At 44.6% G+C, this 26,269-nt stretch carries 28 protein-coding genes and 7 tRNA genes; 14 read left to right on the top strand and 21 right to left on the bottom strand.

The window, feature by feature from the left end; all coding sequences use genetic code 11:
- Positions 1 to 51: 51 nt before the first annotated feature.
- The 4 genes from BQ7489_RS14630 to BQ7489_RS14615 form a co-directional block, all read right to left on the bottom strand.
- Positions 52 to 309 carry a hypothetical protein gene (locus BQ7489_RS14630; RefSeq protein WP_083580640.1) on the bottom strand — a complete coding sequence of 86 codons (258 nt, stop codon included), beginning with the start codon at positions 307 to 309 and terminating at the stop codon, positions 52 to 54.
- Positions 306 to 533, bottom strand: coding sequence for a hypothetical protein (locus tag BQ7489_RS14625; protein WP_072531669.1), 228 nt, complete (start codon positions 531 to 533; stop codon positions 306 to 308). The genes BQ7489_RS14630 and BQ7489_RS14625 overlap by 4 nt, the downstream gene beginning before the upstream one ends.
- A 204-nt stretch (positions 534 to 737) precedes the next feature.
- Positions 738 to 1,298 carry a response regulator transcription factor gene (locus BQ7489_RS14620; protein WP_072531668.1) on the bottom strand — a complete coding sequence of 187 codons (561 nt, stop codon included), beginning with the start codon at positions 1,296 to 1,298 and terminating at the stop codon, positions 738 to 740.
- Positions 1,282 to 1,476: a hypothetical protein gene (locus BQ7489_RS14615; RefSeq protein ID WP_072531667.1), complete on the bottom strand. Its 195-nt coding sequence runs from the start codon at positions 1,474 to 1,476 to the stop codon at positions 1,282 to 1,284. The genes BQ7489_RS14620 and BQ7489_RS14615 overlap by 17 nt, the downstream gene beginning before the upstream one ends.
- A 152-nt stretch (positions 1,477 to 1,628) precedes the next feature.
- On the opposite strand from BQ7489_RS14615, the gene BQ7489_RS14610 reads away from it, so the two are divergent.
- Positions 1,629 to 1,973 carry a helix-turn-helix domain-containing protein gene (locus tag BQ7489_RS14610; RefSeq protein WP_072531666.1) on the top strand — a complete coding sequence of 115 codons (345 nt, stop codon included), beginning with the start codon at positions 1,629 to 1,631 and terminating at the stop codon, positions 1,971 to 1,973.
- Entirely contained in the window at positions 1,973 to 2,341 is a 369-nt protein-coding gene (locus tag BQ7489_RS14605) for a helix-turn-helix domain-containing protein (protein WP_072531665.1), read from the top strand. Before BQ7489_RS14610 ends, BQ7489_RS14605 begins: the two co-directional genes overlap by 1 nt.
- Positions 2,342 to 2,489: 148 nt before the next feature.
- Here the strand turns inward: BQ7489_RS14605 and BQ7489_RS14600 are convergent, their stop codons facing one another.
- Positions 2,490 to 3,035 carry a 7-carboxy-7-deazaguanine synthase QueE gene (locus BQ7489_RS14600; protein WP_072531664.1) on the bottom strand — a complete coding sequence of 182 codons (546 nt, stop codon included), beginning with the start codon at positions 3,033 to 3,035 and terminating at the stop codon, positions 2,490 to 2,492.
- Positions 3,022 to 3,354 (bottom strand): 6-pyruvoyl trahydropterin synthase family protein, encoded by a 333-nt coding sequence (locus BQ7489_RS14595; protein WP_072531663.1) that lies wholly within the window; start codon positions 3,352 to 3,354, stop codon positions 3,022 to 3,024. Before BQ7489_RS14595 ends, BQ7489_RS14600 begins: the two co-directional genes overlap by 14 nt.
- Before the next feature lie 203 nt (positions 3,355 to 3,557).
- On the opposite strand from BQ7489_RS14595, the gene BQ7489_RS14590 reads away from it, so the two are divergent.
- The 3 genes from BQ7489_RS14590 (at position 3,558) to rny (ending at position 5,822) form a co-directional block, all read left to right on the top strand.
- Complete coding sequence (locus tag BQ7489_RS14590; protein ID WP_072532215.1) at positions 3,558 to 3,851, top strand: hypothetical protein; 294 nt, start codon at positions 3,558 to 3,560, stop codon at positions 3,849 to 3,851.
- A 22-nt stretch (positions 3,852 to 3,873) separates the two neighbouring features.
- Positions 3,874 to 4,182 carry a cell division protein ZapA gene (locus BQ7489_RS14585; RefSeq protein ID WP_072531662.1) on the top strand — a complete coding sequence of 103 codons (309 nt, stop codon included), beginning with the start codon at positions 3,874 to 3,876 and terminating at the stop codon, positions 4,180 to 4,182.
- Between the two features lie 107 nt (positions 4,183 to 4,289).
- Positions 4,290 to 5,822, top strand: coding sequence for a ribonuclease Y (rny, locus tag BQ7489_RS14580; protein WP_072531661.1), 1,533 nt, complete (start codon positions 4,290 to 4,292; stop codon positions 5,820 to 5,822).
- 72 nt (positions 5,823 to 5,894) lie between these two features.
- Here the strand turns inward: rny and BQ7489_RS14575 are convergent, their stop codons facing one another.
- Positions 5,895 to 6,743, bottom strand: coding sequence for a patatin-like phospholipase family protein (locus BQ7489_RS14575; protein WP_072531660.1), 849 nt, complete (start codon positions 6,741 to 6,743; stop codon positions 5,895 to 5,897).
- Between the two features lie 135 nt (positions 6,744 to 6,878).
- Between BQ7489_RS14575 and BQ7489_RS14570 the strand changes: the two genes are divergently transcribed.
- The 4 genes from BQ7489_RS14570 (at position 6,879) to BQ7489_RS14555 (ending at position 13,430) form a co-directional block, all read left to right on the top strand.
- Positions 6,879 to 8,270, top strand: a complete 1,392-nt coding sequence (locus BQ7489_RS14570) for an aminopeptidase P family protein (RefSeq protein WP_072531659.1) — start codon at positions 6,879 to 6,881, stop codon at positions 8,268 to 8,270.
- 42 nt (positions 8,271 to 8,312) lie between these two features.
- Positions 8,313 to 9,503, top strand: coding sequence for a C1 family peptidase (locus tag BQ7489_RS14565; protein WP_072531658.1), 1,191 nt, complete (start codon positions 8,313 to 8,315; stop codon positions 9,501 to 9,503).
- Between the two features lie 222 nt (positions 9,504 to 9,725).
- Entirely contained in the window at positions 9,726 to 11,447 is a 1,722-nt protein-coding gene (recJ, locus tag BQ7489_RS14560; RefSeq protein ID WP_072531657.1) for a single-stranded-DNA-specific exonuclease RecJ, read from the top strand.
- 81 nt (positions 11,448 to 11,528) lie between these two features.
- Positions 11,529 to 13,430, top strand: coding sequence for a RecQ family ATP-dependent DNA helicase (locus tag BQ7489_RS14555; protein ID WP_072532214.1), 1,902 nt, complete (start codon positions 11,529 to 11,531; stop codon positions 13,428 to 13,430).
- Here BQ7489_RS14555 and BQ7489_RS14550 read toward each other — a convergent pair.
- Genes BQ7489_RS14550 through BQ7489_RS14535 form a run of 4 tightly spaced genes read right to left on the bottom strand, consistent with a single transcriptional unit; the run spans position 13,427 to position 18,006 of the window.
- Positions 13,427 to 14,803: a vWA domain-containing protein gene (locus BQ7489_RS14550; RefSeq protein WP_072531656.1), complete on the bottom strand. Its 1,377-nt coding sequence runs from the start codon at positions 14,801 to 14,803 to the stop codon at positions 13,427 to 13,429. The two genes, BQ7489_RS14555 and BQ7489_RS14550, sit on opposite strands and share 4 nt — an antisense overlap.
- The gene (locus BQ7489_RS14545) at positions 14,718 to 16,358 is read right to left on the bottom strand and encodes an AAA family ATPase (protein WP_072531655.1); all 1,641 of its coding nucleotides are present in this window, start codon (positions 16,356 to 16,358) and stop codon (positions 14,718 to 14,720) included. Before BQ7489_RS14545 ends, BQ7489_RS14550 begins: the two co-directional genes overlap by 86 nt.
- Complete coding sequence (locus BQ7489_RS14540) at positions 16,355 to 17,251, bottom strand: DMT family transporter (RefSeq protein ID WP_072531654.1); 897 nt, start codon at positions 17,249 to 17,251, stop codon at positions 16,355 to 16,357. Before BQ7489_RS14540 ends, BQ7489_RS14545 begins: the two co-directional genes overlap by 4 nt.
- A 53-nt stretch (positions 17,252 to 17,304) precedes the next feature.
- Positions 17,305 to 18,006, bottom strand: coding sequence for a TapB family protein (locus BQ7489_RS14535; protein WP_072531653.1), 702 nt, complete (start codon positions 18,004 to 18,006; stop codon positions 17,305 to 17,307).
- 124 nt (positions 18,007 to 18,130) lie between these two features.
- Here BQ7489_RS14535 and BQ7489_RS14530 point away from each other — a divergent pair, with 124 nt between their 5' ends.
- The 5 genes from BQ7489_RS14530 to BQ7489_RS14510 all read left to right on the top strand — a co-directional run bounded on the left by BQ7489_RS14530 (position 18,131) and on the right by BQ7489_RS14510 (position 23,278).
- Positions 18,131 to 19,087, top strand: coding sequence for a tetratricopeptide repeat protein (locus tag BQ7489_RS14530; protein ID WP_072531652.1), 957 nt, complete (start codon positions 18,131 to 18,133; stop codon positions 19,085 to 19,087).
- Positions 19,088 to 19,370: 283 nt separating this feature from the next.
- A complete protein-coding gene (locus tag BQ7489_RS14525) occupies positions 19,371 to 20,213 on the top strand; it encodes a prephenate dehydratase (protein ID WP_072531651.1) in 843 nt (280 codons plus the stop codon).
- Positions 20,188 to 21,384 (top strand): pyridoxal phosphate-dependent aminotransferase, encoded by a 1,197-nt coding sequence (locus BQ7489_RS14520; RefSeq protein ID WP_072531650.1) that lies wholly within the window; start codon positions 20,188 to 20,190, stop codon positions 21,382 to 21,384. The genes BQ7489_RS14525 and BQ7489_RS14520 overlap by 26 nt, the downstream gene beginning before the upstream one ends.
- 27 nt (positions 21,385 to 21,411) lie before the next feature.
- Positions 21,412 to 22,479 carry a bifunctional 3-deoxy-7-phosphoheptulonate synthase/chorismate mutase type II gene (locus BQ7489_RS14515; protein WP_072531649.1) on the top strand — a complete coding sequence of 356 codons (1,068 nt, stop codon included), beginning with the start codon at positions 21,412 to 21,414 and terminating at the stop codon, positions 22,477 to 22,479.
- A gap of 25 nt (positions 22,480 to 22,504) precedes the next feature.
- The gene (locus BQ7489_RS14510) at positions 22,505 to 23,278 is read left to right on the top strand and encodes a prephenate dehydrogenase (protein ID WP_072531648.1); all 774 of its coding nucleotides are present in this window, start codon (positions 22,505 to 22,507) and stop codon (positions 23,276 to 23,278) included.
- Positions 23,279 to 23,337: 59 nt separating this feature from the next.
- Here BQ7489_RS14510 and BQ7489_RS14505 read toward each other — a convergent pair whose 3' ends face one another.
- The 10 genes from BQ7489_RS14505 to nspC form a co-directional block, all read right to left on the bottom strand.
- Positions 23,338 to 23,946 carry a riboflavin synthase gene (locus BQ7489_RS14505; RefSeq protein WP_072531647.1) on the bottom strand — a complete coding sequence of 203 codons (609 nt, stop codon included), beginning with the start codon at positions 23,944 to 23,946 and terminating at the stop codon, positions 23,338 to 23,340.
- Positions 23,947 to 23,984: 38 nt separating this feature from the next.
- Positions 23,985 to 24,194: a hypothetical protein gene (locus BQ7489_RS14500; RefSeq protein WP_072531646.1), complete on the bottom strand. Its 210-nt coding sequence runs from the start codon at positions 24,192 to 24,194 to the stop codon at positions 23,985 to 23,987.
- A gap of 106 nt (positions 24,195 to 24,300) precedes the next feature.
- Positions 24,301 to 24,373: transfer RNA gene (locus BQ7489_RS14495), tRNA-Gly, on the bottom strand.
- Between the two features lie 26 nt (positions 24,374 to 24,399).
- Positions 24,400 to 24,472, bottom strand: a tRNA-Gly gene (locus tag BQ7489_RS14490).
- A 5-nt stretch (positions 24,473 to 24,477) separates the two neighbouring features.
- A tRNA-Leu gene (locus tag BQ7489_RS14485) sits at positions 24,478 to 24,561 on the bottom strand.
- A gap of 30 nt (positions 24,562 to 24,591) precedes the next feature.
- Positions 24,592 to 24,664: transfer RNA gene (locus BQ7489_RS14480), tRNA-Gly, on the bottom strand.
- An 8-nt stretch (positions 24,665 to 24,672) separates the two neighbouring features.
- A tRNA-Leu gene (locus BQ7489_RS14475) sits at positions 24,673 to 24,756 on the bottom strand.
- A 23-nt stretch (positions 24,757 to 24,779) separates the two neighbouring features.
- A tRNA-Leu gene (locus BQ7489_RS14470) sits at positions 24,780 to 24,863 on the bottom strand.
- 29 nt (positions 24,864 to 24,892) lie between these two features.
- Positions 24,893 to 24,965, bottom strand: a tRNA-Gly gene (locus BQ7489_RS14465).
- A 110-nt stretch (positions 24,966 to 25,075) separates the two neighbouring features.
- The gene (nspC, locus tag BQ7489_RS14460) at positions 25,076 to 26,239 is read right to left on the bottom strand and encodes a carboxynorspermidine decarboxylase (RefSeq protein WP_072531645.1); all 1,164 of its coding nucleotides are present in this window, start codon (positions 26,237 to 26,239) and stop codon (positions 25,076 to 25,078) included.
- Positions 26,240 to 26,269 lie beyond the last annotated feature (30 nt).

The raw sequence follows: 26,269 nt of genomic DNA, 5'->3' as shown, positions 1-26,269 counted from the left end.
GTTTAGATACGACGAATATCGATGATTTGTCGTGTAAATAAAAACTGGGTACTATTTGGATAATGGGATATCATACTGACGCAACCGAGAGTTGCTGTTTATAGCATAACAGTGGCCGAAGCCGTCCCATCTTACTCTCCTGCGCCATGTAACATTCTGCTTTATTCCATTTACAAGTACCCGTTTCAGTATCGGCACCGCACCGATAATTTTACGGATCTCCTGAGATTTGTCCGTATAAAAAACGTGTTCGAAGGTATAACCGGGATTACAGTTTTCCCATTCATGCATTTTATGTAGTTTGTTCATAGTCCATTTTCGATTTCTGCTGTTCTCCAATTCATTTTAATACACATATACTCCAGAATGAAGATTTGTTCATTTGGAGTGTAAGACTTCAAATGTTCATAAATGAATGCCAGCTCTACTCTGGCAATCTCTTTCAGTGCTTCTCCATGAGGAGAAAGATAACCGATACCGGATATTTCTGCTTGTATTTCCGGATCACGGTTTTTGTCACTCAGTTCATTCATGGTGTGTAAAATCTGTATAACACAAAGAAATTAAAACCTTATTGGTAAAAAGGGTACGATAATGAGAACGGACTTCATCAAGATTATCGGTATCTATCCGACAGCGAATAATAAGATGTATATCACCCTTCCGTACCATAGCCCTCCAAACTCTGTATCTATGCTTTTTCATACTTCAATCCTCTAATTTTTATTCATGATCTTTTATACAGCTCCATAAATTTTATTATACCAGGAAACGATTTCTCTGGTATTGCCTACTTTCAATCTGAACTTTATCTGTTGTATCAAGTTGTGTACTGTATGGATCGAGATATATAACAAATCGGCTATCTCTTGGTTACTATATCCTTCGGCAAGTAATCCAGCTACCTCCAGTTGTCTACCTTTGATAATGGAGGTACGCTGCGGCATACAAATAATACCTTCATACCGACAATCTCCGTTACCTCTCAGAGGACAATGTACTTGTTCAATGTTTACGTTTCCATGTTGGTCTAAATCCCATTTAAGTGTATCCAATTCACCGCAGTTACATCGGAGAAAGCGGCTGGCCATCAGGAAATGATAATATCGCTTGTTTTGCTCTGAACGGATGTAACATTGCTCCAAGGCCTTGTATGCATCCGCGTAACAATCATGTACGGTCATCAGAACCTCTTCAATGACGTCAACTGTATTTTCTGTTAATATGAATTGCCGGTTATCTTTCCAATATCCAACCTTGCCTGAAGGAGTATTATAAAATTCAATCTGTGTCTGCATGGCTTAACTCCTTATGAATAATTTTTTCAATGGCTTCACGTTCCAATTTGGACCAACTGCCTTTACGCATCTTGGTCATGAAGGTCGGATAGGAGAACCCACATATTTCAATAACCTTCTTAATAAACTCGGATTTTTGCTTGATTTCGAGTGATGAATAATAGTCAGATATAATCATATATGTTACTTTTTAGAGATTTATTTTTATTGCAATCGTATTTATTATTAAATTTATAGTGCAAACATAAAGTTTTCTTTGATTAAATTCAAAGTATTTTTGAATTATATCATATAAAACTATGTATTTAGATTTAATATAAATAAAATAATATGTTTAAACCTCAAAGAATACTTGAATTAATTGAAAGCAATAAGCTGACAAAGAAAGACTTTTGTAAGCGGGTGGAAATATCTGTACAGACATTGGATAATACATTAAAGGGTGCCGAGATTGGTTCAAGAAAACTTGAACGAATAGCAGATTTCTTTAATGTATCCATCGATTATTTCTTTGACCGTGATAATCATGCTTTTAATATTGGTCATCAGGTAACAGGAAATGGGAATAGTGTGTCAGGCGATATCATGTTAAGTGAGTGTCAGAAAGAAATTATGCACCTGAAGGAGTTACTTAACGAAAAAGAACGTTTGATTCAAGTTTTAATGAAACGATAATGTATAATGGACAAATAATTAAGCAATTATTGGTAGAGAAAAATATTCCAAACAAGGAACTTTTAAATTACCTTGGAACAGAAGCCAATTCTTCTCTTAGTCAAATTGTAAATGGAAATCCCACAGTAAAACGTCTGGAAAAAATAGCCGACTTTTTCGGGGTATCAATGGATGTGTTCTTTGAACGGGAGAAACCTTTTAAGGCTTATCCATCTACTCATAGAGATAGTGAACAGCAATACAAAGATAAAATTGCATTGCTGGAACGTCTACTTGAAGAAAAAGATAAAAGGATTTCGCTCTTAGAGCAAATGAATCAGCTGCTTAACTCCACTGAAGGTCGGACTGATTCGGGACAGACAATATAAAATAATAACATAAGTCGAAAACGTAACAGCTTGAATATCAGAATCGGGAAAGAAGGACAAAGTTTCTGTAGAGTTCGAGTCTCTCTTCCCGTGCAAAAAGCCGGAATTAGTCCGGCTTTTTTATTTTTACACTATTTCTATATTACAATTAAGGAATATCTATCAACTTGTGTGTCTGCAAACTTAAACGCCATTGCGGATGCACCTTGATATACCCGACAACCTCAGCGGTATTTTTACAGGAGCAGGGCTGGAGAAAGAAATGTTTTGCAGGCAAGTCCAGATAAGCAGAAACATCTTGCCCTAAATAAACCACTTTGACTTCATCAATACGAGTAAGACGTAAGTCTGCCCCCAACTTTGGAGAGCACGTAACCCAATCCACTTCCGACGGTAACACACAAGTCCCGTTAGTCTCGACACTTATATATTTTCCGGCATGATGCAGGGCATCAACCAAGCCTTTATCGATCCACAACCCCGGTTCCCCTCCGGTAAGAACCACCATACGACAAGGATATTTGGAAACTTCGGCCACAATCATCTCATCACTCATCAGATTTCCCTGTTCATGGCGTGTATCACAAAAATCGCATTTCAGGTTACAGCCCGAAAAACGTACAAAGACAGCCGGAGTGCCAGTATAATACCCTTCTCCCTGCAAACTATAGAATATTTCATTAATCTTTTTCATAGACCACCGTATTCCCAGCCGATTCCTGTACTTCAACTTTATAGCAATGCGGTATCTGGTCGCAAACCCAACGGGCAATATTCTCTGCCGTCGGATTACAAGACAAGACATCATTCAGATTCTTATGATCAAGCTGCCCCATTACCACCTCCTTAATATGAGAAAAATCAACTACCATACCGTCCGGATTTAGTTCATTGGAACGGCAATATACGGTAATGATCCAGTTGTGACCATGCAAATTCTCACATTTACTGCGATACGACAGACTCAGGGAATGTGAAGCCGAAACTTCCATACGTTTGATAACTGTATACATAAATCCTAAATTTAAATTAAAAACGAATCTGCACCTAATGTCACCTCAGTGCCTTGCAAAAATAAAAATAAAACCTGAAATCACGAAAAGATCCAACTTTTAGCGAATGAACATCCATGAAATGAAGTATTTTTTGAAAATAAATGCAAAATATTTTTGTGTTTCTTCTCAATCTACTATATTTGTATACAATTTGGTATAAAATGACGGAAGAAGATAAAAAGTTACTGAATACTTTCGAAGGAAAATTAAGGCATTTCATGTACCTTTTTGAAGAACTGAAGAAAGAAAACACTTCACTTCGACAGCTCCTTTCAGATAAAGAAGCTGAAATCTCCCGCCTGGATGAAAAGATAAAAGACCTTGAAATCCAATATACTAACTTAAAGACAGCTCGCATTATCAGTATCAATGACAATGAATTACGTGATACGAAACAAAGATTGGCGAGACTTGTGCGTGAGGTCGACAAATGTATCGCTTTGCTGAATGAATGACATAAAACGGTAAAGAAGCATCATGGAAGACGACAAATTGAGAATTAATCTGCTGATTAACAACGAACGGTATCCGCTTACCATTTCAAGAGAAAAGGAACAGCTGTACCGTGATGCTGCCAAACAGATTGACAATAAACTAAACAAATACCGGAGAAATTTCCCGGATTTCAGTGCGTCCAGGCATTGGGCGATGGTAGCATTGGAACTGGCTTTTGAAAACATGTCCCTCAAAGACCGGAATGATACGGAACCATATCTGGAAAAAATCAGGCAACTGACCGAAGATCTGGATGCGTGCATGGGGACAGACAATGAAGAAGCCAAATAAAGTTTAGTCTGAGAAAGAATTCAGCGCACAAGCTTTTAGTGAATACAATATGTTCACTTGAGTTTGTGCGCATTTTTATTATATATACATTTTAAATTTAAACCGTAATGTTAACAGTAATAGGGGTAATAATTGCCTTCCTAGTCGGAGGAGCAATTTCATATGTCTTTTTCAAGTATGGTTTGAAATCGAGATATGACAAAATAATAAAGGAAGCCGAAACGGAAGCCGAAGTTATCAAAAAGAACAAGCTTCTTGAAGTAAAGGAAAAATTCTTGAACAAAAAAGCCGATCTGGAAAAAGAGGTTGCTATCCGTAACCAGAAAATCCAGCAAGCGGAAAACAAGCTGAAACAACGTGAGATGGTCTTGAACCAAAAGAACGAGGAACTTCAGCGGAAACGTAACGAGAACGAAGCCATCAAAGAAAACCTGGATGCACAGTTGGTCATTATCGAGAAAAAGAAAGAAGAACTGGATTCTCTGCAATCACAGGAAAGAGAAAAACTGGAAGCTCTGTCCGGACTTTCTGCAGAAGAGGCCAAAGAACGTCTGGTTGAATCTCTGAAGGAGGAAGCCAAGACACAGGCACAATCGTACATCAACGATATCATGGATGATGCCAAGCTCACCGCCAACCGTGAAGCAAAGCGTATCGTCATACAATCAATACAGCGTGTCGCTACAGAAACTGCTATCGAAAATTCCGTCACTGTGTTCCATATTGAGTCAGACGAGATCAAAGGCCGGATCATTGGACGTGAAGGACGTAACATCCGCGCCCTTGAAGCAGCTACAGGAGTTGAAATTGTTGTTGACGATACACCGGAAGCAATCGTACTTTCTGCATTCGATCCAGTACGCCGTGAAATCGCACGCCTAGCATTGCACCAGCTGGTTACCGACGGACGTATCCACCCGGCACGCATCGAAGAAGTGGTTGCCAAAGTCCGTAAACAGGTGGAAGATGAAATCATTGAAACCGGTAAACGCACTACCATCGATTTAGGCATCCATGGCCTGCATCCGGAACTGATTCGTATCATCGGTAAAATGAAATACCGTTCATCCTACGGACAGAACCTGTTGCAACACGCACGCGAAACAGCAAATCTATGTGCAGTAATGGCATCTGAACTGGGACTTAACCCGAAAAAAGCAAAACGTGCCGGCCTGCTGCACGATATAGGAAAGGTCCCCGATGAAGAACCGGAATTACCACACGCATTACTCGGTATGAAGCTTGCCGAAAAATACAAGGAAAAGCCAGACATTTGCAATGCCATCGGTGCACACCATGACGAAGTGGAAATGACCAGCCTGCTGGCTCCTATCGTGCAGGTATGTGACGCCATTTCAGGAGCACGTCCGGGGGCACGCCGGGAAATTGTAGAAGCCTATATCAAACGTCTGAACGATCTTGAACAATTGGCCATGTCCTATCCGGGCGTAACCAAGACTTATGCAATTCAGGCGGGCCGTGAACTGCGTGTAATTGTAGGAGCCGACAAGATTGACGATAAACAGACAGAAAACCTGTCAACCGAAATCGCCAAGAAGATCCAGGATGAAATGACTTATCCGGGACAAGTCAAAATTACAGTTATCCGCGAGACCCGTGCAGTAAGCTTCGCAAAATAAAAGACTGAACCATAATAAGAAATGGCGGATTTCCCTGCTGGGGTTTCCGCCATTTTTCTATATCCAAATCCGTTATTTCAAGTACCGGCTCATGACATGCCCGGCACATACATAACCTTCATTATAAAGAGCTTCAAGTTTCTTCACATCCTTCTCAATCCGATTGACCGTAACCGGCTTTTCCGGACGTATGACAAGAATTTTCCCTGCATCTTCCATCTGTTCAACCATTTCAAGCTGCTGGTTATACACCTGGCAGCGACGGCTCAACACCAGGCGCAGGCGCGGATAGCGTCTGTAAATGAAACGGGGAACACGGATATCCTTCTCACTCTTACGGTAACCACGGGAACGGGTCAAGACAACTACATTCTTTTCATATCCCTGTTCCACAGCCCGTAATACCGGAATAGAGTCAACGATACCCCCATCAAGCATCGGACGCCCGTCGACATACGTAATCGGACAGACATAAGGCAAACTGCTCGATGCCTTGGCTATCGTAACCAGACGGATACGGTCCTTCCTTTCTTCCAGATAACAGGCACGCCCTGTCACACAATTGGTAGTAACCATTTCAAAACGCATAGGATTGTTGAAACAAGTTTCATAATCAAAAGGAAGAATCTTATCAGGAAACAATTCATATAACAGATGCTGGTCAATGATACTATGCTGATGAAGAAAATACTTCAATCCTATATAATGGTATTCCCTCATCATATCCACATTGCTGTACTTTGCTCTTCCCCTCTGGCGGGATAAATAGGAAAGTCCGTTACACGCACCTGCCGACACGGCTACCGCATATGGAAACTCAATCTGATGATCCATAAAATAATCGAGTACTCCACAGGTGAATACTCCACGCATCCCCCCGCCTTCCAGAACCAGTCCCATTTTATTAAAATCCAGTTCCATCTTACAAATATGATTTGAGTTCAAGTAGTTTAGTTACACAAAGATATATTTTTAGTTTGACAAGTAGAACGTAATTCATTTTAATTTCCTACTTTTGTAACCATTATAACAGAGGTTTTATTAAATTGTTACACTATGTTCGATTCTTTAACATACCGCAAACGCCGCGAAGCGTTGAGAAAAAAGATGAGCAGTGGGATCATTTTAATTCTCGGAAACAATGAAGCACCCGCAAATTACCCCGACAATACGTATAAATACCGTCAGGACAGTTCATTTCTGTATTTTTTCGGACATGCACATCCCGGATATGCCGGCATTCTTGACATCGAAGCCGGAGAAGATTATTTTTTCGGAGATGATGTCACAATGGATGACATCATCTGGATGGGGCCTCAACCTGCAGTAAAAGATCTGGCAGCGCAAGTCGGAATAGAGAAAAGCTTTCCATTTGCAAAACTCAAAGAGATGGTAAGCAAAGCCATAGCACAACGACGGAAAGTCCATTTCCTGCCTCCCTACCGTTATGACAACATGCTACTACTGGAAGACCTGACCGGGATACGTGCTTCTATGACCAAACAGCATGCTTCAGTAGAACTGATCAAGGCCGTAGTTTCTCTACGTTCTGTAAAGGAGCCCTGCGAAATTGCAGAAATCGACAAAGCATGTAACATCGGTTATGAAATGCACACGGCCGCCATGCGTTTGTGCAAACCGGGAGTAACAGAACAATATATAGCTGGAATACTGGACGGAATTGCATCCTCATACGGAAGTATGGTATCATTCGCTACCATTCTTACACAAAACGGACAAACGCTCCATAACCATGACCATAGCCATATTCTGAAAGAAGGACGTCTGATGCTGACCGACGCCGGAGCAGAAAGTGTAACCAACTATTGTTCAGACCATACCCGTACCATTCCGGTAGGAGGCAAATTCACGGAACGGCAGAAAGACGTATATAACATTGTATTGGCATGTCATGACCACGCTCTGGAACTGGCTCATCCGGGGGTCACCTATAAATCGGTCCATTTGAAGGTATGTAAGGTCCTGGCACAGGGATTGAAGGATCTTGGCCTGATGAAAGGAAATATAGACGATGCAGTAACAGCCGGAGCACATGCCCTGTTCATGCCGCACGGATTAGGGCACATGATGGGAATTGACGTACACGATATGGAAGATCTGGGACAATGCTATGTCGGATACGACAATGAAGTCCGTCCATCCGACCAGTTCGGTCTAGCGTCTTTACGTATGGGGCGCAGGTTGCAGGAAGGTTTTGTCATTACCGATGAACCTGGATGCTACTTTATCCCTGCCCTGATTGACAAATGGAGAGCTGAAAAAATGCATACTGATTTCTTGAATTACGATGCAATCGACAAATTCAAAGATTTTGAAGGAATCCGTCTGGAAGACGATATCCTCATCACTTCAAACGGCTCACGCTTTACTGGTGACAGACACATACCTATCACCATCGAAGAAGTGGAGAAAATCATGAACGAATAAGTCAATAATAAAAATCAAACAATAACTTAATACATAAAGACAATGAACAAACTTATCGCTTTATTGGCATTGGGTATATGCTTCAGCAACGTATATGCCAAAAGTCCGAAGAAGAAAGCCGAAGAAGGCTTTGTCTTCACTACTGTAAAAGAAAACCCCATTACCTCAATCAAAGACCAAAACCAGTCCAGTACATGCTGGTCATTCTCAACAATCGGTTTTCTGGAAGCCGAACTTCTCCGTCTGGGAAAAGGTGATTTTGACCTGTCGGAAATGTTTGTTGTCCACAAGACCATGGAAGACCGAGCCGTAAATTATGTACGCTATCACGGAGACGCCTCATTCAGCCCGGGCGGAAGCTTTGAGGATATAGTATACTGCTATGAGAACTATGGTATGGTTCCTCAGGAAGCAATGCCGGGAATCATGTACGGCGATTCACTTCCTAACCACAACGAGCTGGATGCTGTAGCCGAAGCCTATGTACAGGCTATAGGCAAAGGGAAACTACAAAAGCTGTCACCCGTATGGAAGAATGGTGTAACTGCCATCTACGACAACTACCTGGGAGTATGCCCGAAGGAATTTACCTACAAAGGTAAGACATATACTCCGAGAACATTTGCCGATGAAGTGCTGGGCCTGAACATGGATGACTATGTGTCTCTCACTTCATTTACCCACCATCCGTTCTATACACAATTCAATATTGAGGTTCAGGACAACTGGCGTAACGCCCTTTCATACAACCTCCCTATCGATGAGCTTATGGCAGTAATGGATAACGCCATCAACAACGGGTATACCTTTGCATGGGGTGCCGACGTAAGCGAACAAGGATTCACCCGCGATGGTGTAGCTGTATGCCCGGATGCCGACAAAGGTGCCGAACTGACCGGATCTGACATGGCACATTGGTTGGGACTGAGCAAAGCCGACAAACGTAAGGAACTTACCAGCAAACCTCTTCCGGAAATCAAGGTAACTCAGGAAATGCGCCAACAAGCTTTTGACAACTGGGAAACGACCGACGATCATGGCATGGTCATCTATGGTATCGCCAAAGATCAGAACGGAAAAGAATATTACATGGTAAAGAACTCTTGGGGTACTGAAGGCAAATACAAAGGTATCTGGTATGCTTCCAAAGCATTCGCCGCATACAAGACTCTGAACATCTTAGTCCACAAAGATGCAATACCAGCCGACATTGCAAAAAAATTAGGACTGTAATTTTATACCTCAGGTATTTCATACACAAAAGCGGTTAATTCCGAAAAATAAATAAGGGATTAACCGCTTTTTTCTTTCTTTTTTCCTAACTTTACGAATTGAATAACCTTGACTTTTATTTAAGTTAGGGTAATAGGTGCCCGCCTCAACGTAAGAGATACAAAAATATGTACAAAACGCCGGGCACTTCCGGAGATTCAGAAAAAAGAAAAAAATAATATAATGAACTACAAATGGAATTATCAACCTCCTACACTAGAACAACGAGAAGCAGCCAGGGCCCTGGCTAAGGAAATAGGAATCAGCCCTATACTTTGCCGCTTACTGCAGGAAAGAGGAATCACGACTGCAGCCGAAGCGAAGCGCTTCTTCCGTCCCCAGCTGAGTGAGTTGCATGATCCGTTCCTGATGAAGGACATGGACATCGCAGTAGACCGTCTCAATAAGGCTATGGGAAGGAAAGAACGTATTCTGGTTTACGGAGACTATGACGTGGACGGAACAACTGCCGTCGCATTGGTCTACAAGTTTCTTCAACAGTTCTATTCGAATATCGAATACTATATTCCCGACCGCTATACCGAAGGATATGGAGTTTCAAAAAAGGGAATAGACTATGCCTACGAAACCGGAGTCAAACTGGTTATCGTGCTCGATTGTGGAATCAAGGCTGTGGAAGAGATTGCCTATGCAAAAGAAAAAGGAATCGATTTCATCATCTGTGACCATCATGTTCCCGATGATGTATTACCACCGGCCGTTGCGATCATGAACCCGAAACGTTTCGATTCAATATACCCCTACAATCATCTCTCAGGATGTGGAGTCGGTTTCAAGTTCATGCAGGCTTTTGCCATGAACAACGGCATCGAATTCCATCAGCTCACTCCCCTATTGGATCTGGTGGCCGTGAGTATAGCATCCGATATTGTCCCTATTATGGGAGAAAACCGTATCCTGGCCTATCATGGACTGAAGCAGCTGAACTCAAATCCGAGTATCGGACTGAAGGCCATCATTGATGTATGTGGATTGTCGGACCGGGAAATAAGCATGAGTGATATTGTATTCAAGATAGGTCCGCGCATCAATGCGTCCGGACGTATCCAGAATGGAAAGGAAGCAGTCGACCTGCTGATAGAAAAGGACTTCCATTCGGCTCTGGAAAAAAGCAACCAGATCAACCAATACAATGAAACCCGTAAGGACCTCGACAAGAGCATGACCGAAGAAGCCAACAAGATTGTAGAGCAACTGGACAATCTTTCGGAACGCCGTTCGGTAGTATTGTACAATGAAGCCTGGCACAAAGGAGTAATCGGTATCGTAGCATCCCGACTGACTGAAATCTATTATCGTCCGGCCGTAGTCCTGACACGCACAGACAACCTGGCAACAGGATCGGCCCGATCAGTATCCGGATTTGATGTATACAAGGCTATCGAATATTGCCGTGATCTGCTGGAAAATTTCGGTGGACACACTTATGCTGCCGGCCTTTCCATGAAAATAGAAAATGTACCGGAATTCGCACGTAGGTTTGAAGAATATGTAACCAACCATATACTCCCTGAACAGACCAGTGCAACAATTGATATCAATGCCCAACTGGATTTCAGGGACATCACTCCGAAATTCTTCTTCGACCTGAAAAAGTTCAATCCGTTCGGGCCTGATAATCCGAAACCGGTTTTTGCAACCCTGAACGTTTACGATTATGGGACAAGTAAGGTCGTAGGCCGGGATCAGGAGCACATCAAACTGGAACTGGTGGACAACAAGTCGAACAATGTAATGAACGGTATAGCTTTCGGACAAAGCTCGCAAGTCCGATATATCAAGACCAAACAGTCTTTCAATATCTGCTATACCATCGAAGAAAATACTCACAAACGAGGGGAAATCCAGTTACAGATAGAAGACATAAAACCGAGCAGACACTAAAGCAAGATATCTCAAGCGGAGAAACAATCATTCACGGTAATATTGTTCCTCCGTTTCTTTATTTATCCGAAAACCATCTATATGACCGACTATCTCAGCATACTGAAACAATATTGGGGATACGACAGTTTCCGAGGCATTCAGGAAGATATTATCAACAGTATCGGAAGCGGGAAGGACACCTTGGGACTTATGCCTACAGGAGGAGGAAAGTCCATAACATTCCAGGTTCCGGCACTTGCCCATGAAGGACTGTGCCTGGTCATCACACCGCTGATTGCCTTGATGAAAGACCAGGTCCAGAACCTGAAAAAAAGAGGGATCAAAGCGGTAGCGGTCTATTCCGGAATGACGAAGGAGGAAATCCTGACAGCCTTTGAGAATTGCATTTTCGGAGACTACAAATTCCTTTATATCTCTCCCGAAAGACTTGATACCGAAATGTTCCGTATCAAGCTCAAGAGCATGAAGGTAAGTATGATTACGGTCGATGAATCACATTGTATTTCACAATGGGGATACGATTTCCGGCCGGCTTACCTGAAGATTGCCGACATCCGTAAACTACTTCCCGGCATACCTGTACTGGCACTGACAGCTACAGCTACTCCGGAAGTTGTCACAGACATACAGCAACGGCTGGCTTTCCAGAAGGAAAATGTATTCAGGATGAGTTTTGAACGGAAAAATCTGGCGTATATTGTCCGTCGAACCGAAAACAAACAGGAAGAATTGCTTCATATTCTGAATCACGTAAGCGGTTCCGCCATTGTCTATACACGTAACCGCAAGCGGACCAAAGAAATATGCCAGTATCTGAATCAGGAAGGAATCACGGCAACATTCTATCATGCCGGACTAACCAACGATACGAAAGACCAGCGGCAGAAAAGCTGGTCGACCGGCGAATCCCGGGTAATGGTCGCTACCAATGCATTTGGTATGGGTATCGACAAGCCCGATGTACGCCTGGTTGTACATATCGACTTCCCCGATTCTCCCGAAGCCTACTTCCAGGAAGCGGGAAGAGCCGGCCGTGACGGCCTGAAATCTTACGCCGTACTCCTCTACGCCCGGAGTGACAAGACAATCCTGAAAAAAAGATTGGCTGACACTTTCCCCGAAAAAGAATACATCCGGCAGGTCTATGAGCACATCAATTTTTACTACCAGATGGCTATGGGAGACGGATTGGGACGCACCTATGCGTTCAACATAGATGAATTCTGTCACAATTTCAAACATTTTCCGGTACAGGTAGACAGTGCCTTGAAAATTCTGACACGCGCCGGTTACCTGGAATATACCGACGAGCAGGACAACAACTCCCGACTGATGTTTACATTACGGCGTGACGAACTTTACCGCATCAACGAAGGCAGTCCCGACACCGAAAAACTGCTACGTATCATATTGCGTTCCTATACCGGCGTGTTCAGTGATTACGCATACATCAATGAAGACCTGCTGGCACAACGGAGCGGACTTACCCGTCAGCAAGTATACGAATGTCTGATATCATTAACCCGTCAGAATATTCTTCATTATATACCCGGGAAAAAGACCCCCTACATCGTCTACACCCGTGAAAGGCAGGAAACCGACCGCCTCCATTTCAGCAAGGAAGTCTATGAAGACCGAAAAGCCAGCTATGAACGCCGGATCAAGGCCATGCTGGAATATGCCGACAGTGACCATGTGTGCCGAAGCCGCATGTTATTACGCTATTTCGGAGAGAAGAACGGACATAATTGCGGACAATGTGACGTATGCCTCCAGAAACATGAATCGGGTCTGAAGCAAGGAGAGTTCGAAGAAATCCGTGAAATACTGGTTAACAGGTTGAAAGAATCTCCACGAAATCCTCACGACCTGATCAACGGACTGGATTTCGAACAAAGCAAAACGGAAAAAGTATTTGCTTTCCTCCTCTCAGAAGAAGAGATTGTACAGAAAAACGGATCCCTTTATCTGAAAAGTTAAGGTATTTCCATATTCCACATACGATCACAGATATTCAGATAATCCATTTCAGGCGTAGTTCCGAACACCAAGGCATAGAATGATGTGCCACAATGCTTCAGAGCCAGTATCTGCCTCATCAGTTCCTCCGGGGCAGGAGGCATTTCAAAATCGGAAATCATCACTATATCCGAATCCTGCCACCCGTTGCTCCGTACTATCCGTATGGCTTCATCAAGAGCCGGACCGATATTGGTTCCCCCGTCAAAACGGTGGTTCAGGAAATCGACCAGCAAGGGCAGGTCGGCTTTCAGGTCCTTGACTAACAACGCATGTATATCCTCAGCAAAATTAATGATATAGCATTTGCGCCGGGTACGCTCCGTCAACCTGGCTACAGCCAGCAAAGCCGATTTGGCCAGAATCTCACGTTTCCCTTGCATGGATCCGGAAGTATCCAGGCAAACGATAAAAGGACCTTGGCCGCTCACCCGCTTTTTTCCGGGTAATGCGGCAGACTGCTCTTCCTGAGAACGGCAATCGAATACCTGCAGACGTTTCTCTACATACCGCTGTACAAATGCCGGATAAAACGAATCATCCGTCAGGTAACAATACTCCAGAGGCAACAGATGGTTCAGGTCGTCACCCAAAGTGATGCCCTCGATATCACTGTGTACTGTCTGGTGAACCAATTCTTCCCTCTGTATCCCCGACAATGAATCAAACCGTTCCGGCTTTCCTTTTCCCCGTTTACCCAAGACACGGACAAGCTCCTTGATATGGCGGTTTCTCTCCATGACTTTCTCATAAGGTACAACCTGGCGGTACAGCTGTGGATGGTTCAACAAAAGCCATTGGATACGTGAGCCGGTAAGGCCCGAACCGGTTTTCAGACCATACTCCTTATCCAACACCTGGAAACCGTCACAAAGAGTCTCTATATGATGATACTGATAATCGAACTCCTTTGCCGTAAGCAGCCTGTACCACTTGTCGAGGAAAAGTTCCTGAATCCGTTTCCGTTCAGCACTCATCAGCGGAAACCGCTCCAGTTCCCCTATATAATAAGCTACATCCAGTTCCAGTAAGGAATAGCGTCTGCCGAAAATCGGTTGCATCCGGTACAGAAAGTCAAGGAAATCGGAAGGAAGCAATGACTCATGCTCGTAAAAAGACTCCCATTCCGGTGTATAGCGGGAGTAGAATTCCTGCAGTGAAGGAGACGTCTTCCGATAATAACTCCAGATCTCTTTCTCCAGCTCCCCCGGCAAGACTGTACGTTCCTGTAAGGCTCCTTCCAAATGCTTAAAGCATCGGCGACGAAGTTCCTCCAAATAGATCGTTTTCAGTTCCTTCAGTCGGATATTCCTCTTTCTCTTTCCGGTATGCATGTCTCAATTCATTCAATTCGTTCCTATATTGCACTATATCAGCTTGCCGATGACGCAACATTCCGTTTATCCAACCACGCTGCTCCTCATTCAGGAACAGGTGTTGTCCGCTATAAAGGACTTCCCGTTCAAGCAACTCCCTGCTGTCATTCTCCGTCCGGGAAATCCGTTCCTCCAGACTATGGAAATGAACGGAAACATCTTCCGTCCGGTCGGCTTCAACCGCTGGCAACGGAAGGCAGTCCGGTGTACAGAGCAACGGATATTCATACCCGTTAATCAAGACAGACCGACGTCCTTTCTTCAATGAATAAATATTTTTCTGAGGAACCTTGTTGCGCATGGACAGATCATATTTCTTCAATATATAACATTGAGTCTTATATTTATCCTTATGCAGGTAAAAAAGTTTTCCCGTATCATCGAGCGACTGGTAATCGGAGGCAAACATCAATAGTTTTCCGGCCAGACGTACCCGTTCTATCTGGTAATAGTAACTGTCTACCAGTTGCAGCCCTGGATCCTGATTTTCACGGATTGCGGCACTGGACGAAAGTTCCCCTTTCAAGAAATCCAGATCACGGTCTATATCTTTCAGTCCGAGCAGGTATCCGTCTACACTCTGACCGACAGCCGAACGCACCATTTCGTCTACCATCTTCATTTGCCCCAGTTCATTCCACAAACCATACGACAACAACAGACAATCGGAAAGATGTACTTCATCCTGTCCGTTGAGAAAAGCGGATGTCCGCAACACCTTCACCAGTTTTTTCCATCTGCGGTCGGAAACATACAATGGCGACGATGCTGTCCCGTCATCGTCAAGCTGCCGGTTATACTCTTCTATCTTTTCTTTCAGTGTATGGATCACGTCCAGTATCGAATAATGTATCTTTATCCTACATATCTCTTCCTGCCATCTGTCAAACTCATCATCTCCTATAGCCAGATTCTCCCCCACTTCCGGCTCACTCTCGTCGGAAGAAGTGACCATCCGGTCAAAATCAGCGATATCTTCCACTCCTTCAACGGATACACGCAGCAGGAAACGGTCCCACAAAGCTTCCAGCCCCTGACCCGACGCAGGCAATTCATTCGAAGCGGCAACCAGTCCCTTCAACGGAACATGCATCACAAAACTGCCGTTTCTGTATATCTTTTCATTGATAACCGTCAGCAGGGCATTCTGTATAGCCGGCCCCGCCTTCCATATTTCATCCAGGAAAACAACGGTAGCCGACGGAAGATACCCGTCAGTCACCCGTTCAAAACGGTCTTCATTCTTCAATCTGGAAATGGAAACAGGACCGAAAATCTCGTCGGGCGTACTGAAACGCGACATCAGGTAATCAAATGACACACGCCGACGGAATGCAAGCTTCAGGCGTCGGGCCACCATACTCTTCGCCACCCCCGGAGGACCCAGCAGGAAAATACTTTCACCGGCAACCGCCGAAAGCAACGTCAACGCTATGACATGTTCCTTACCGAACACACGTTCGTTCAGCCGTTCCAACAAACACCCGATACGCTCTTTCAGACCATCTTTCATACAGCGTCACCTTTCTTCTTTACCTTACGTACATTACGGATTACATTCAACGTCTGCAGTACAACCGAAAAGACAATCATCCCCAACCCTGCATAAAAACTGAAATTCAAGTCTTTCGCCTCATGGAAGATAATCATAGCCAGAATAATGCTGTAAATAGGTTCCAGATTGTAAGTAAGGTTCACCGTAAAAGCCGAAACCTTCTTCAATACCTGTATCTGCAGAATATAGAGCCATACCGTACATACCGAAACAAAAACCAGCAGATAAATAAAATCGGTCATGGAAGGAAGTATGGTCGGTACCGGAAAATACTTCAGATAAAACGGCAGGAAAAGAGAAAGCCCTACAAATCCTCCCAACATTTCATACAGCAGCATGGTACTGGAGGGGAAACCTGCCGAAACCTTCTTGTTGCTGATTGTAAACAAGGAGGCCATAGCCGACGAAATAACCCCCAGGAAAATCCCCAGGCGGTAACGGGTATCAAAATGGAAGATCAGTACAATACCCAATACCCCTATCACACTGAAAAGGATTTCCTTATACGATACCCGATAACGGTCGATGAGATATTCGAATATAACTGTAAAGATACTCATCAATGAAAGACACACTACACCGATAGAGACATTGGAAGCCTTGATGCTTCCATAGAAAAACAACCAATGTATGGCCAACAGTATCCCCACACCCGAAATCCGAAGAATATCCTTGAATGAAACCTTGTGCAGCTTCTTCAGCACAAGCAATATGAAAAAGAACATCACAGTGGCCAGCAGCATCCTGTACCACACCAGCAAACCTTCATTCAACGTTATCAAACGTCCGAACACTCCTGTCCCTCCTGCCAGCAAGACAGAAAGATGGAGTTTGAAAAAAGCTTCTTTCATGAACCAACCGATTTATCAGGCTCACGCCCTACAATCATCAGAATACCCAATATTTATGGTTTTACAATCTTGACAAGAATCGTCTTCCCGTACGACTTTCCCTTTGTGTCGAACGATTCCGACTTGACCAGACCCACTCCTTTCGCATACCATTCGGTGACACGGACTGTCTGGCTTTTCAATACAATCTTCGTCCGTTTCAGATAAGAAATCTTGATACAGTCGGTAAACTTGCCTGCAGTTGTACTCACGGTCTCATTCCCCATATAGGCAGCCCCCGAAATGTTCACATCATTCTTCAGCAGATTCTGGATAAGGGAATAAGAACGGTCGGGCATGGATTCTCCACCTTTCGCGTCATCCTTTATAACAAAGGAGTTATCCCCCTTGAATTTGCGTTCATCCTCCATCACCTTCCGGGCGGTATTGTCATATTTGGCCGGATCCAGATCCGATTCTATATAAGGACCATACAGCAGGTCTTCCCGACATACAGTCTGAAAACCGTCATAGCTCCAGTCAAACAGAGTATAGCTTACTTTCGAATTCGTATTGACAATTTTGGATATATATTGTGCGGTCACATTATCATGGCGGACTACATTCCTCACGGTCATGGTCTCGTTCGAAACACTCTGCCCGGCATCATCATAATTTACATACTGCAACTGAGTACCTTCCGTGGTACAGAAATACTGGGCCTTTATGGAACTACAAGCCAGCAGAAGTACGGCAAAAAACAAAATCTTCTTCATATATTCCAGTTTTTCTATTCTTGTTCTTTTGTGCAAACATACTAATTTCTTTTAAGCAAACAGAGCAATACCCTTGATTTTTCTGTTTATCTTTGCAGACAGTTAACTATTCAAACATTCTATTATGGGTTTATTATCATCCCTGTTCGGCAGTAAGGAACCACAAAAGGAACAACAGTCCAGACAGGAAAAAAAGAATTTCGACATATTGAAATACGACGGAATCCGTGCCCGTAACATGCATCAGCTTCCGTATGCGATCAAGTGCTTCGAACAGGCACTTGCCCTCAACGAAGATACAGAAACCATGCAGTTACTCGCAGCGGCCTATGCGGCCTCCGACCGCATCGAAGACGCCCGGATTACACTCGACAAACTGACAGAAAAAGATCCGGAAAACATCAATGCCTTCCTTACGCTGGCCAATCTGTGCTACATGCAGGAAGACTATGAAAGTATGGACAACGCATGCCAGAAGGCACTGCAGCTGGATGACAAGAATGCGGAAGCCTATTACCTGGCCGGCAAAGCCGCCCATGCCATGCACAATGACATCCAAGCCATTGTCATGCTTACAAAAGCCATTCAGAGTAAAGAAAACTACACATCAGCTTATCTGCTCCGTGCCGAAGTACTTTGGAACATGAGGCAGGCTAAAGACGCAATGGAAGATATCGAGGCTATCCTGGCGCAGAATACTGCTCCCGAAGAAGAAGATGCTCTCATCCTGAAAGGAAAGATTCTGGCAGCCAACGGACAAATTGAAGAAGCATACAGCTGTTTCGAACGCATTATGGAAATCAATCCGTTCAATGAAAAAGCCTATCTGCTGAAAGGGGAAATGCTCATCGAACAGAAAAAGTTCGGCCAGGCTACTGAACTCTATACGGAAGCCCTGGAACTTATGCCACAAAATCCGCACCTCTACCAGGAACGCGGACGTGCCCGGCTGTTGAGAGGAGACAAAGACGGTTCGATAGAAGATATGAAAAAGGCCATCGAACTGAATCCGGATAGTGAAAAGCAGATCAACGGGAATTACGACAACTTTAACCGTCCGGAACCCTCCAACATTTACTGATAAGGCCCTGTTTAATCTGCTATATCCAACTTTTTAAAAAAAAATTGCAGCCAAACCGTTACTTTTTCAGGAAAAGTATTACATTTGCATCCGTAAAGCTAACAAATAGTAGTTATGAAAACATTTGCAACATACTTCTTCTTTTTCTTCTTTTACTTTTACTTTAGCAATGAAGTGAAGCGGGAGTTTGCATGTGTTCTGAAATGAAAAATTTATAAACCTATATATCAAAATCCCGCTTCATGATGAAGTGGGATTTTTTTTTAAGAATAAATAAAGACAAATGAAAAGAGTAGCTATACAAGGTGTTCCGGGCTCATACCATGACATTGCCGCCCACAAGTTTTTCGAAGGTGAAGAAATCGAACTGATCTGCTGTGATACATTCGAAGACCTTTTCGAACAGATGAGGAAGGACAACAATATAATCGGTGCTGTAGCCATTGAAAATACAATTGCCGGTAGCCTGCTGCACAATTATGAATTGCTCCGTGCAAGTGGCGCAACCATTATCGGCGAACATAAACTGCGCATCAGCCACAGTATCATGTGCCTGCCCGAAGAAGACTGGAAAGACCTGACAGAAGTCAATTCGCATCCGGTGGCACTGGCGCAGTGCAGAGAATTCCTCATGCATCACCCCGAACTGAAAATCGTGGAAAAGGAAGATACCGCAGGCAGCGCGCAGGCCATCAAGGAAAAGCACCTGAAAGGACATGCAGCCATCTGTTCCAAATATGCGGCCGAACTGTACGGAATGAAAATACTGCAGGAAGGAATAGAAACCAACAAACATAATTTTACCCGCTTCCTTATTATTTGCGATCCTTGGGTAGCCGACGACCTGAAAGACCGCTCCAAGATAAACAAAGCCAATATCGTTTTCTCACTCCCCCACAATGAAGGAAGCCTCTCACAGGTCTTGTCCATCTTTTCATTCTACAACATCAACCTTACAAAAATCCAGTCTCTGCCCATTATCGGACGTGAATGGGAATATCTGTTCTACGTAGACGTGATGTTCAAAGATTATCTGAGATACAAACAAGCTATAGATGCGGTAACACCGCTCACCAAAGCACTTAAAATATTAGGAGAATATGCAGAAGGAAAATCAACATTATAACATACAACCGGCCGACAGACTGGCAAGTGTGAGCGAATACTATTTCAGCCGGAAACTGAAAGAAGTGGCACAGATGAATGCCGAAGGAAAGGATGTAATCAGCCTCGGAATCGGAAGCCCGGACATGCCCCCATCCGAAGAGACCATCAGGGTGCTGTGCGAAAATGCCCGGAAACCCGATGCCCACGGATACCAGCCAACCGTAGGTATTCCGGAGCTACGGCAGGCAATGGCCGACTGGTACAAACGCTGGTACAACGTCGACCTGGATCCGAAAACCGAAATCCAACCGCTTATCGGTTCGAAAGAGGGTATCCTGCACGTAACCCTGGCATTTGTCAATCCGGGCGATGAGGTACTGGTCCCGAATCCGGGTTACCCTACCTATACTTCACTGAACAAGATTCTGGGAAGCAAGATAGTCAACTATAACCTGCGTGAAGACAACCACTGGCAACCCGATTTTGATGAACTGGAAAAAATGGATCTGAGCCGCGTAAAGATTATGTGGACCAACTATCCGAATATGCCGACAGGAGCTAACGCCACAATCGAACTGTACCAGAAACTGGTCGATTTTGCCCGTCGCCATAATATCGTAATTGTAAACGACAATCCCTACAGCTTCATCCTGAACCGAAAGCCTATCAGCATTCTCAATATTCCGGGAGCCAAGGAATGTTGTATTGAGTTCAATTCCATGAGCAAGAGCCATAATATGCCGGGCTGGCGTGTAGGCCTGCTGGCTACAAATGCCACTTTTGTACAATGGATATTGAAAATAAAGAGCAACATCGATTCGGGAACGTTCCGTCCCATGCAGCTGGCTGCGGCACAAGCCTACCACAACAGTGCGGAATGGCATGAAGAAGCCAACTTCAACGTATACAGCCGCCGCCGTAAACTGGCCGAAGAGATTATGGCTGCATTGGGCTGCACATTCGACCCCGAACAAGTCGGAATGTTCCTTTGGGGAAAAATTCCGGACATGTACAATGACGTGGAAGAGCTTACCGAAAAGGTCCTGCATGAGGCACGGGTATTCATCACTCCAGGATTCATATTCGGAAGCAACGGCAAACGCTACATCCGCATATCCCTCTGTGCCAAAGAAGACAAACTGGCTGAAGCCCTGAAACGAATCAAGGCACTTGACCTACAGAAAAACTGAAATATAAATAAACTAAAACGTAAGATTATGGAACTCGATTTACAACCTATCGAACTGGAAGGCGTATCAAAGGAACGCCCGCTGGTCATTGCCGGCCCTTGCAGTGCGGAAACTGAAGAACAGGTAATGTCAACAGCCCGTCAATTGTCGGACAAAGGTATTAAAATATTCCGTGCAGGTATCTGGAAACCCCGTACGAAACCGGGAGGATTTGAAGGTATCGGCGTAGAAGGCCTGGCATGGCTGAAAGAAGTGAAAAAAGAAACCGGCATGTATGTAGCTACAGAAGTCGCTACGGCAAAGCATGTATACGAATGTCTGAAAGCCGGGATAGATATCCTGTGGATCGGTGCACGTACCACAGCTAACCCCTTTGCCGTACAGGAAATCGCCGATGCATTGAAAGGTGTGGATGTACCTGTACTTATCAAGAATCCGGTCAATCCGGACCTGGAGCTCTGGATCGGTGCCTTGGAACGTATCAACAACGCAGGACTGAAACGTCTGGGAGCTATCCACCGCGGATTCTCTTCATACGACAAAAAGATCTACCGGAACCTGCCGCAATGGCATATTCCTATCGAACTGCGTCGCCGTATCCCTAACCTGCCCATCCTCTGCGACCCGAGTCATATAGGCGGAAAACGTGAACTGGTAGCTCCACTCTGCCAACAGGCTATGGACTTGGGCTTCGACGGACTGATCGTTGAGTCTCACTGCAACCCGGACAAGGCCTGGAGCGATGCCTCACAACAGGTAACCCCGGATGTTCTTGACTACATCCTGAATCTGCTGGTCATCCGTTCCGAGCATCAGACAACAGAAAACCTGAATGACCTGCGCCGCCAGATTGATGAATGTGACAATGAGCTGATGGATATTCTGGCAAAACGGATGCGTGTCTGCCGTGAAATAGGTACATTCAAAAAAGAACATAACATGACCGTACTCCAGACCAACCGCTATAACGAGATTCTCGACAAACGTGGTGCTCAGGGATCACTTTGCGGAATGGATGCCGATTTCATCAAACAGGTATTCGAAGCAATCCATGAAGAAAGTGTCCGCCAGCAGTTGGAAATTATCAACAAATAAACAAGCATAAAAGCTGTATAAGAATATGAGAATATTAATCATGGGAGCCGGTAAGATGGGCTCCTTCTTTACCGATGTATTGAGTTTCGAACATGAAGTGGCCGTATACGACGTAAATCCGCAACGCCTGCGTTTCATGTATAACTGCTACCGGTTTACCGATCCCGAAGAAATCAGGGAATTCAAACCCGAACTGGTCATCAATGCAGCTACGGTAAAATACACTCTTGACGCTTTCCGGCAAGTCCTCCCGCTGCTTCCGAAAGACTGTATCATCAGTGATATAGCTTCGGTCAAGACGGGACTGAAGGAATTTTATGACAACAGCGGATTCCGTTACGTATCGACCCACCCGATGTTCGGACCTACATTTGCCAACCTTGATAAGTTGAGTACCGAAAATGCCATCATTATCAAGGAAGGCGACCATCTGGGCAAGATATTCTTCAAGGATATCTACCAGCGGCTGGGACTGAACATTTTTGAATATACGTTCGAAGAGCACGATGAAACCGTTGCCTATTCATTGTCTATCCCGTTTGTTTCAACTTTTGCTTTTGCAGCAGTAATGAAACATCAGGATGCACCAGGAACCACATTCAAGCGCCACATGGCTATCGCCAAAGGAGTGTTGAGTGAAGATGATTTCCTGCTTCAGGAAATTCTGTTCAATCCACGTACTCCTGCTCAGGTAGAAGGTATCCGGACCGAATTGAACGAGCTGCTCGACATTATCAACAAGAAAGACGGCGAACGGATGCACGCCTATCTGGAAAAAATCAGGCAACACATCAAATAAGACAAAAAACGGATGCCTTTCAAGGCATCCGTTTTTCATTTATACCAAACGACAGAACTTCATTTACCGGTAAGCTGCATCATCCGGCTCAAATATTTGCCGATAATGTCAAATTCCAGATTCACCACACTCCCTACCTTCAATGTATGGAAATTGGTATGTTCGTAAGTATAGGGAATAATGGCTACCTGAAACGTATTTTCGGTAGGGTTACATACGGTAAGACTGACCCCGTTCACTGTAACCGAACCCTTGTCCACCGTAAAATATCCTCTCTTAGCCATCTCCGGATCAAAATCATACTTGAACGTAAAATACCAGCTTCCTTCCGCATCGTCGATAGCCGTACATACGGCAGTCTGGTCAACATGCCCCTGCACGATATGACCGTCCAGCCGACCGTTCATCATCATACTGCGTTCCACATTCACCTTGTCGCCCGGTTTCAGGAGACCGATGTTGGAACGTTCTATCGTTTCCTTCATGGCCGTAACGGTATACGTACTGTCCTGGATGCTTACCACCGTCAGGCATACCCCGTTATGCGAAACACTCTGGTCTATTTTCAGTTCATCCACAAATGAACACTTTAACGTGAGGTGCAGGTTTCCCTGATCCTTGACCACCTTCACCACTTCTGCATACTCTTCTACAATTCCCGAGAACATATTTATGATTAAAAAAACGTTAGAACTAGAACCGCTTGTCACTTCACCTTCGGAATAGGCTTGCTCCATACCTTGACTCCGTCGGAATCCACTACAGAAATTTCTCCGCCACGGTATTCCTCCACAAATCCGGTACCTTTCAGCAACATATCTTCCGCCATATGGATGGCCTTCTCTTCGGTCTTGATCGAAAACCCTTTATTATCACTGGATGTTTCATCAGAAAAATAAATATCGAATGTCTTCATAATCTATGAACGTTTTATATTGCAGGCGCAAATATATCAAACTTATGGAATAAAAAACAAGCGAATCGATAAAAAAAGAAACCGACATCAGCCGGTTTCCATTCCGAGCGGAAAACGAGACTCGAACTCGCGACCCTAACCTTGGCAAGGTTATGCTCTACCAACTGAGCTATTTCCGCAACTAAAAAAGAATATTTTACGGGGGAGCGGAAAACGAGACTCGAACTCGCGACCCTAACCTTGGCAAGGTTATGCTCTACCAACTGAGCTATTTCCGCAAAGATGGTGCCCAGAACAGGACTCGAACCTGCATGCCTCTCGACACACGCACCTGAAACGTGCGCGTCTACCATTCCGCCACCTGGGCATTTTCCACACAAGTCACCCTTGTGCTTTGAGCGGAAAACGAGACTCGAACTCGCGACCCTAACCTTGGCAAGGTTATGCTCTACCAACTGAGCTATTTCCGCATATCATGTGAAGGAAATGAGACTCGAACTCACACGACATAATTGTCACCACCCCCTCAAAGTGGCGCGTCTACCAATTCCGCCATTCCTCCAAGAAAAAAGAAAGATTTGCAAATGGTGCCCAGAACAGGACTCGAACCTGCATGCCTCTCGACACACGCACCTGAAACGTGCGCGTCTACCATTCCGCCACCTGGGCATTTTCGCGCAAATCTTCCTTGTGCTTCGAGCGGAAAACGAGACTCGAACTCGCGACCCTAACCTTGGCAAGGTTATGCTCTACCAACTGAGCTATTTCCGCCTTTCTCTTAAACAACCGTGATAGGTTTCCCGATTGCGAGTGCAAAGGTAGCTCTTTTTCCGAAATCTCCAAAACTTTGAGCGTTTTTTTTCACAAAAAGCATCATATCATCAGCACATCCTGTCTCTGTAATCTTCATAACGGAATGTCCTGTACACTTCCAGCTCCCCGTTACTATGTAGTAGGGCAATAGAAGGATGATGTATGCCATTGAACATGTTTGTCTTTACCATAGTATAATGGATCATGTCTTCAAAGGCAATCCGCTCGCCTACTTGCAGTTCATGGTCGAACCGCCAGCTTCCCATATAATCTCCGCTCAGGCAACTGTTCCCCCCCAGCCGGTATACATGCTCTTCCATCGGTGCCGACTTCACCGCATCGGCCGGCAGGCTTTCTGCACCGCGCACCTTAGGCTGGTACGGCATCTCCAGACAGTCGGGCATATGGCAGGTAAAGCTTACGTCCAGAATAGCCGTCCGGATACCGCGGTTCTCCACTATATCCACTACCGACGCGACCAGCGGACCGGTCTGCCAGGTAAAGGCTGAACCTGGTTCCAATATAATCTGCAGATTCGGATAGCGTTCTTTCAGCCCTTTCAGCAGTCTGATAAGATGCTCCACATCATAATCCTTACGGGTCATCAGATGCCCTCCCCCCAGGTTCAGCCATTTCAGCTGGGAAAACCAGCGTGAGAACTTCTTCTCAATATGTTCCAAAGAACGTTCCAGTTCATACGAACTGGACTCGCAATGACAATGGCAATGAAACCCTTCTATTCCTTCCGGCAGACGCTCGGGAAGCTGGTCGGCAGTAATTCCAAAACGTGTACCCGGCGCACACGGATTATACAGTTCCACTTCCACCTCGGAATATTCCGGATTTATGCGTATGCCACAGGAAATATGCTCGGAACAAGTTTTTGTCTCCGGGTAAAAACGTTCGAACTGCGAAAGTGAATTGAAGGTGATATGGCTGCTGTATTTCAGGAAAGCCGGAAAATTCTGGGGGGTATAGGCCGGCGAATAGGTATGGGCCTTGCTTCCGAATTCCTCGAACGCCAGACGGGCCTCATATTCCGAACTGGCTGTAGTATAACGGATGTACTCACGGAAAATCGGGAAAGACTTCCACATGGCAAATGCCTTGAATGCCATGATGATTTCCACACCGGCACGGTCGGCCACACTCTTTATCAGGCTCAGGTTCTTCCTGAGCAAATCTTCTTCCATGACGTAGCAGGGAGAAGGCACTTTCGTTATATCCAACATATATGAAAAAGTTTTATTATCAGCACGAAA

This window comes from Bacteroides ilei, assembly GCF_900128495.1.
Lineage (GTDB): Bacteria > Bacteroidota > Bacteroidia > Bacteroidales > Bacteroidaceae > Phocaeicola > Phocaeicola ilei.
This window is presented reverse-complemented; position numbering and strand designations above follow the sequence as displayed.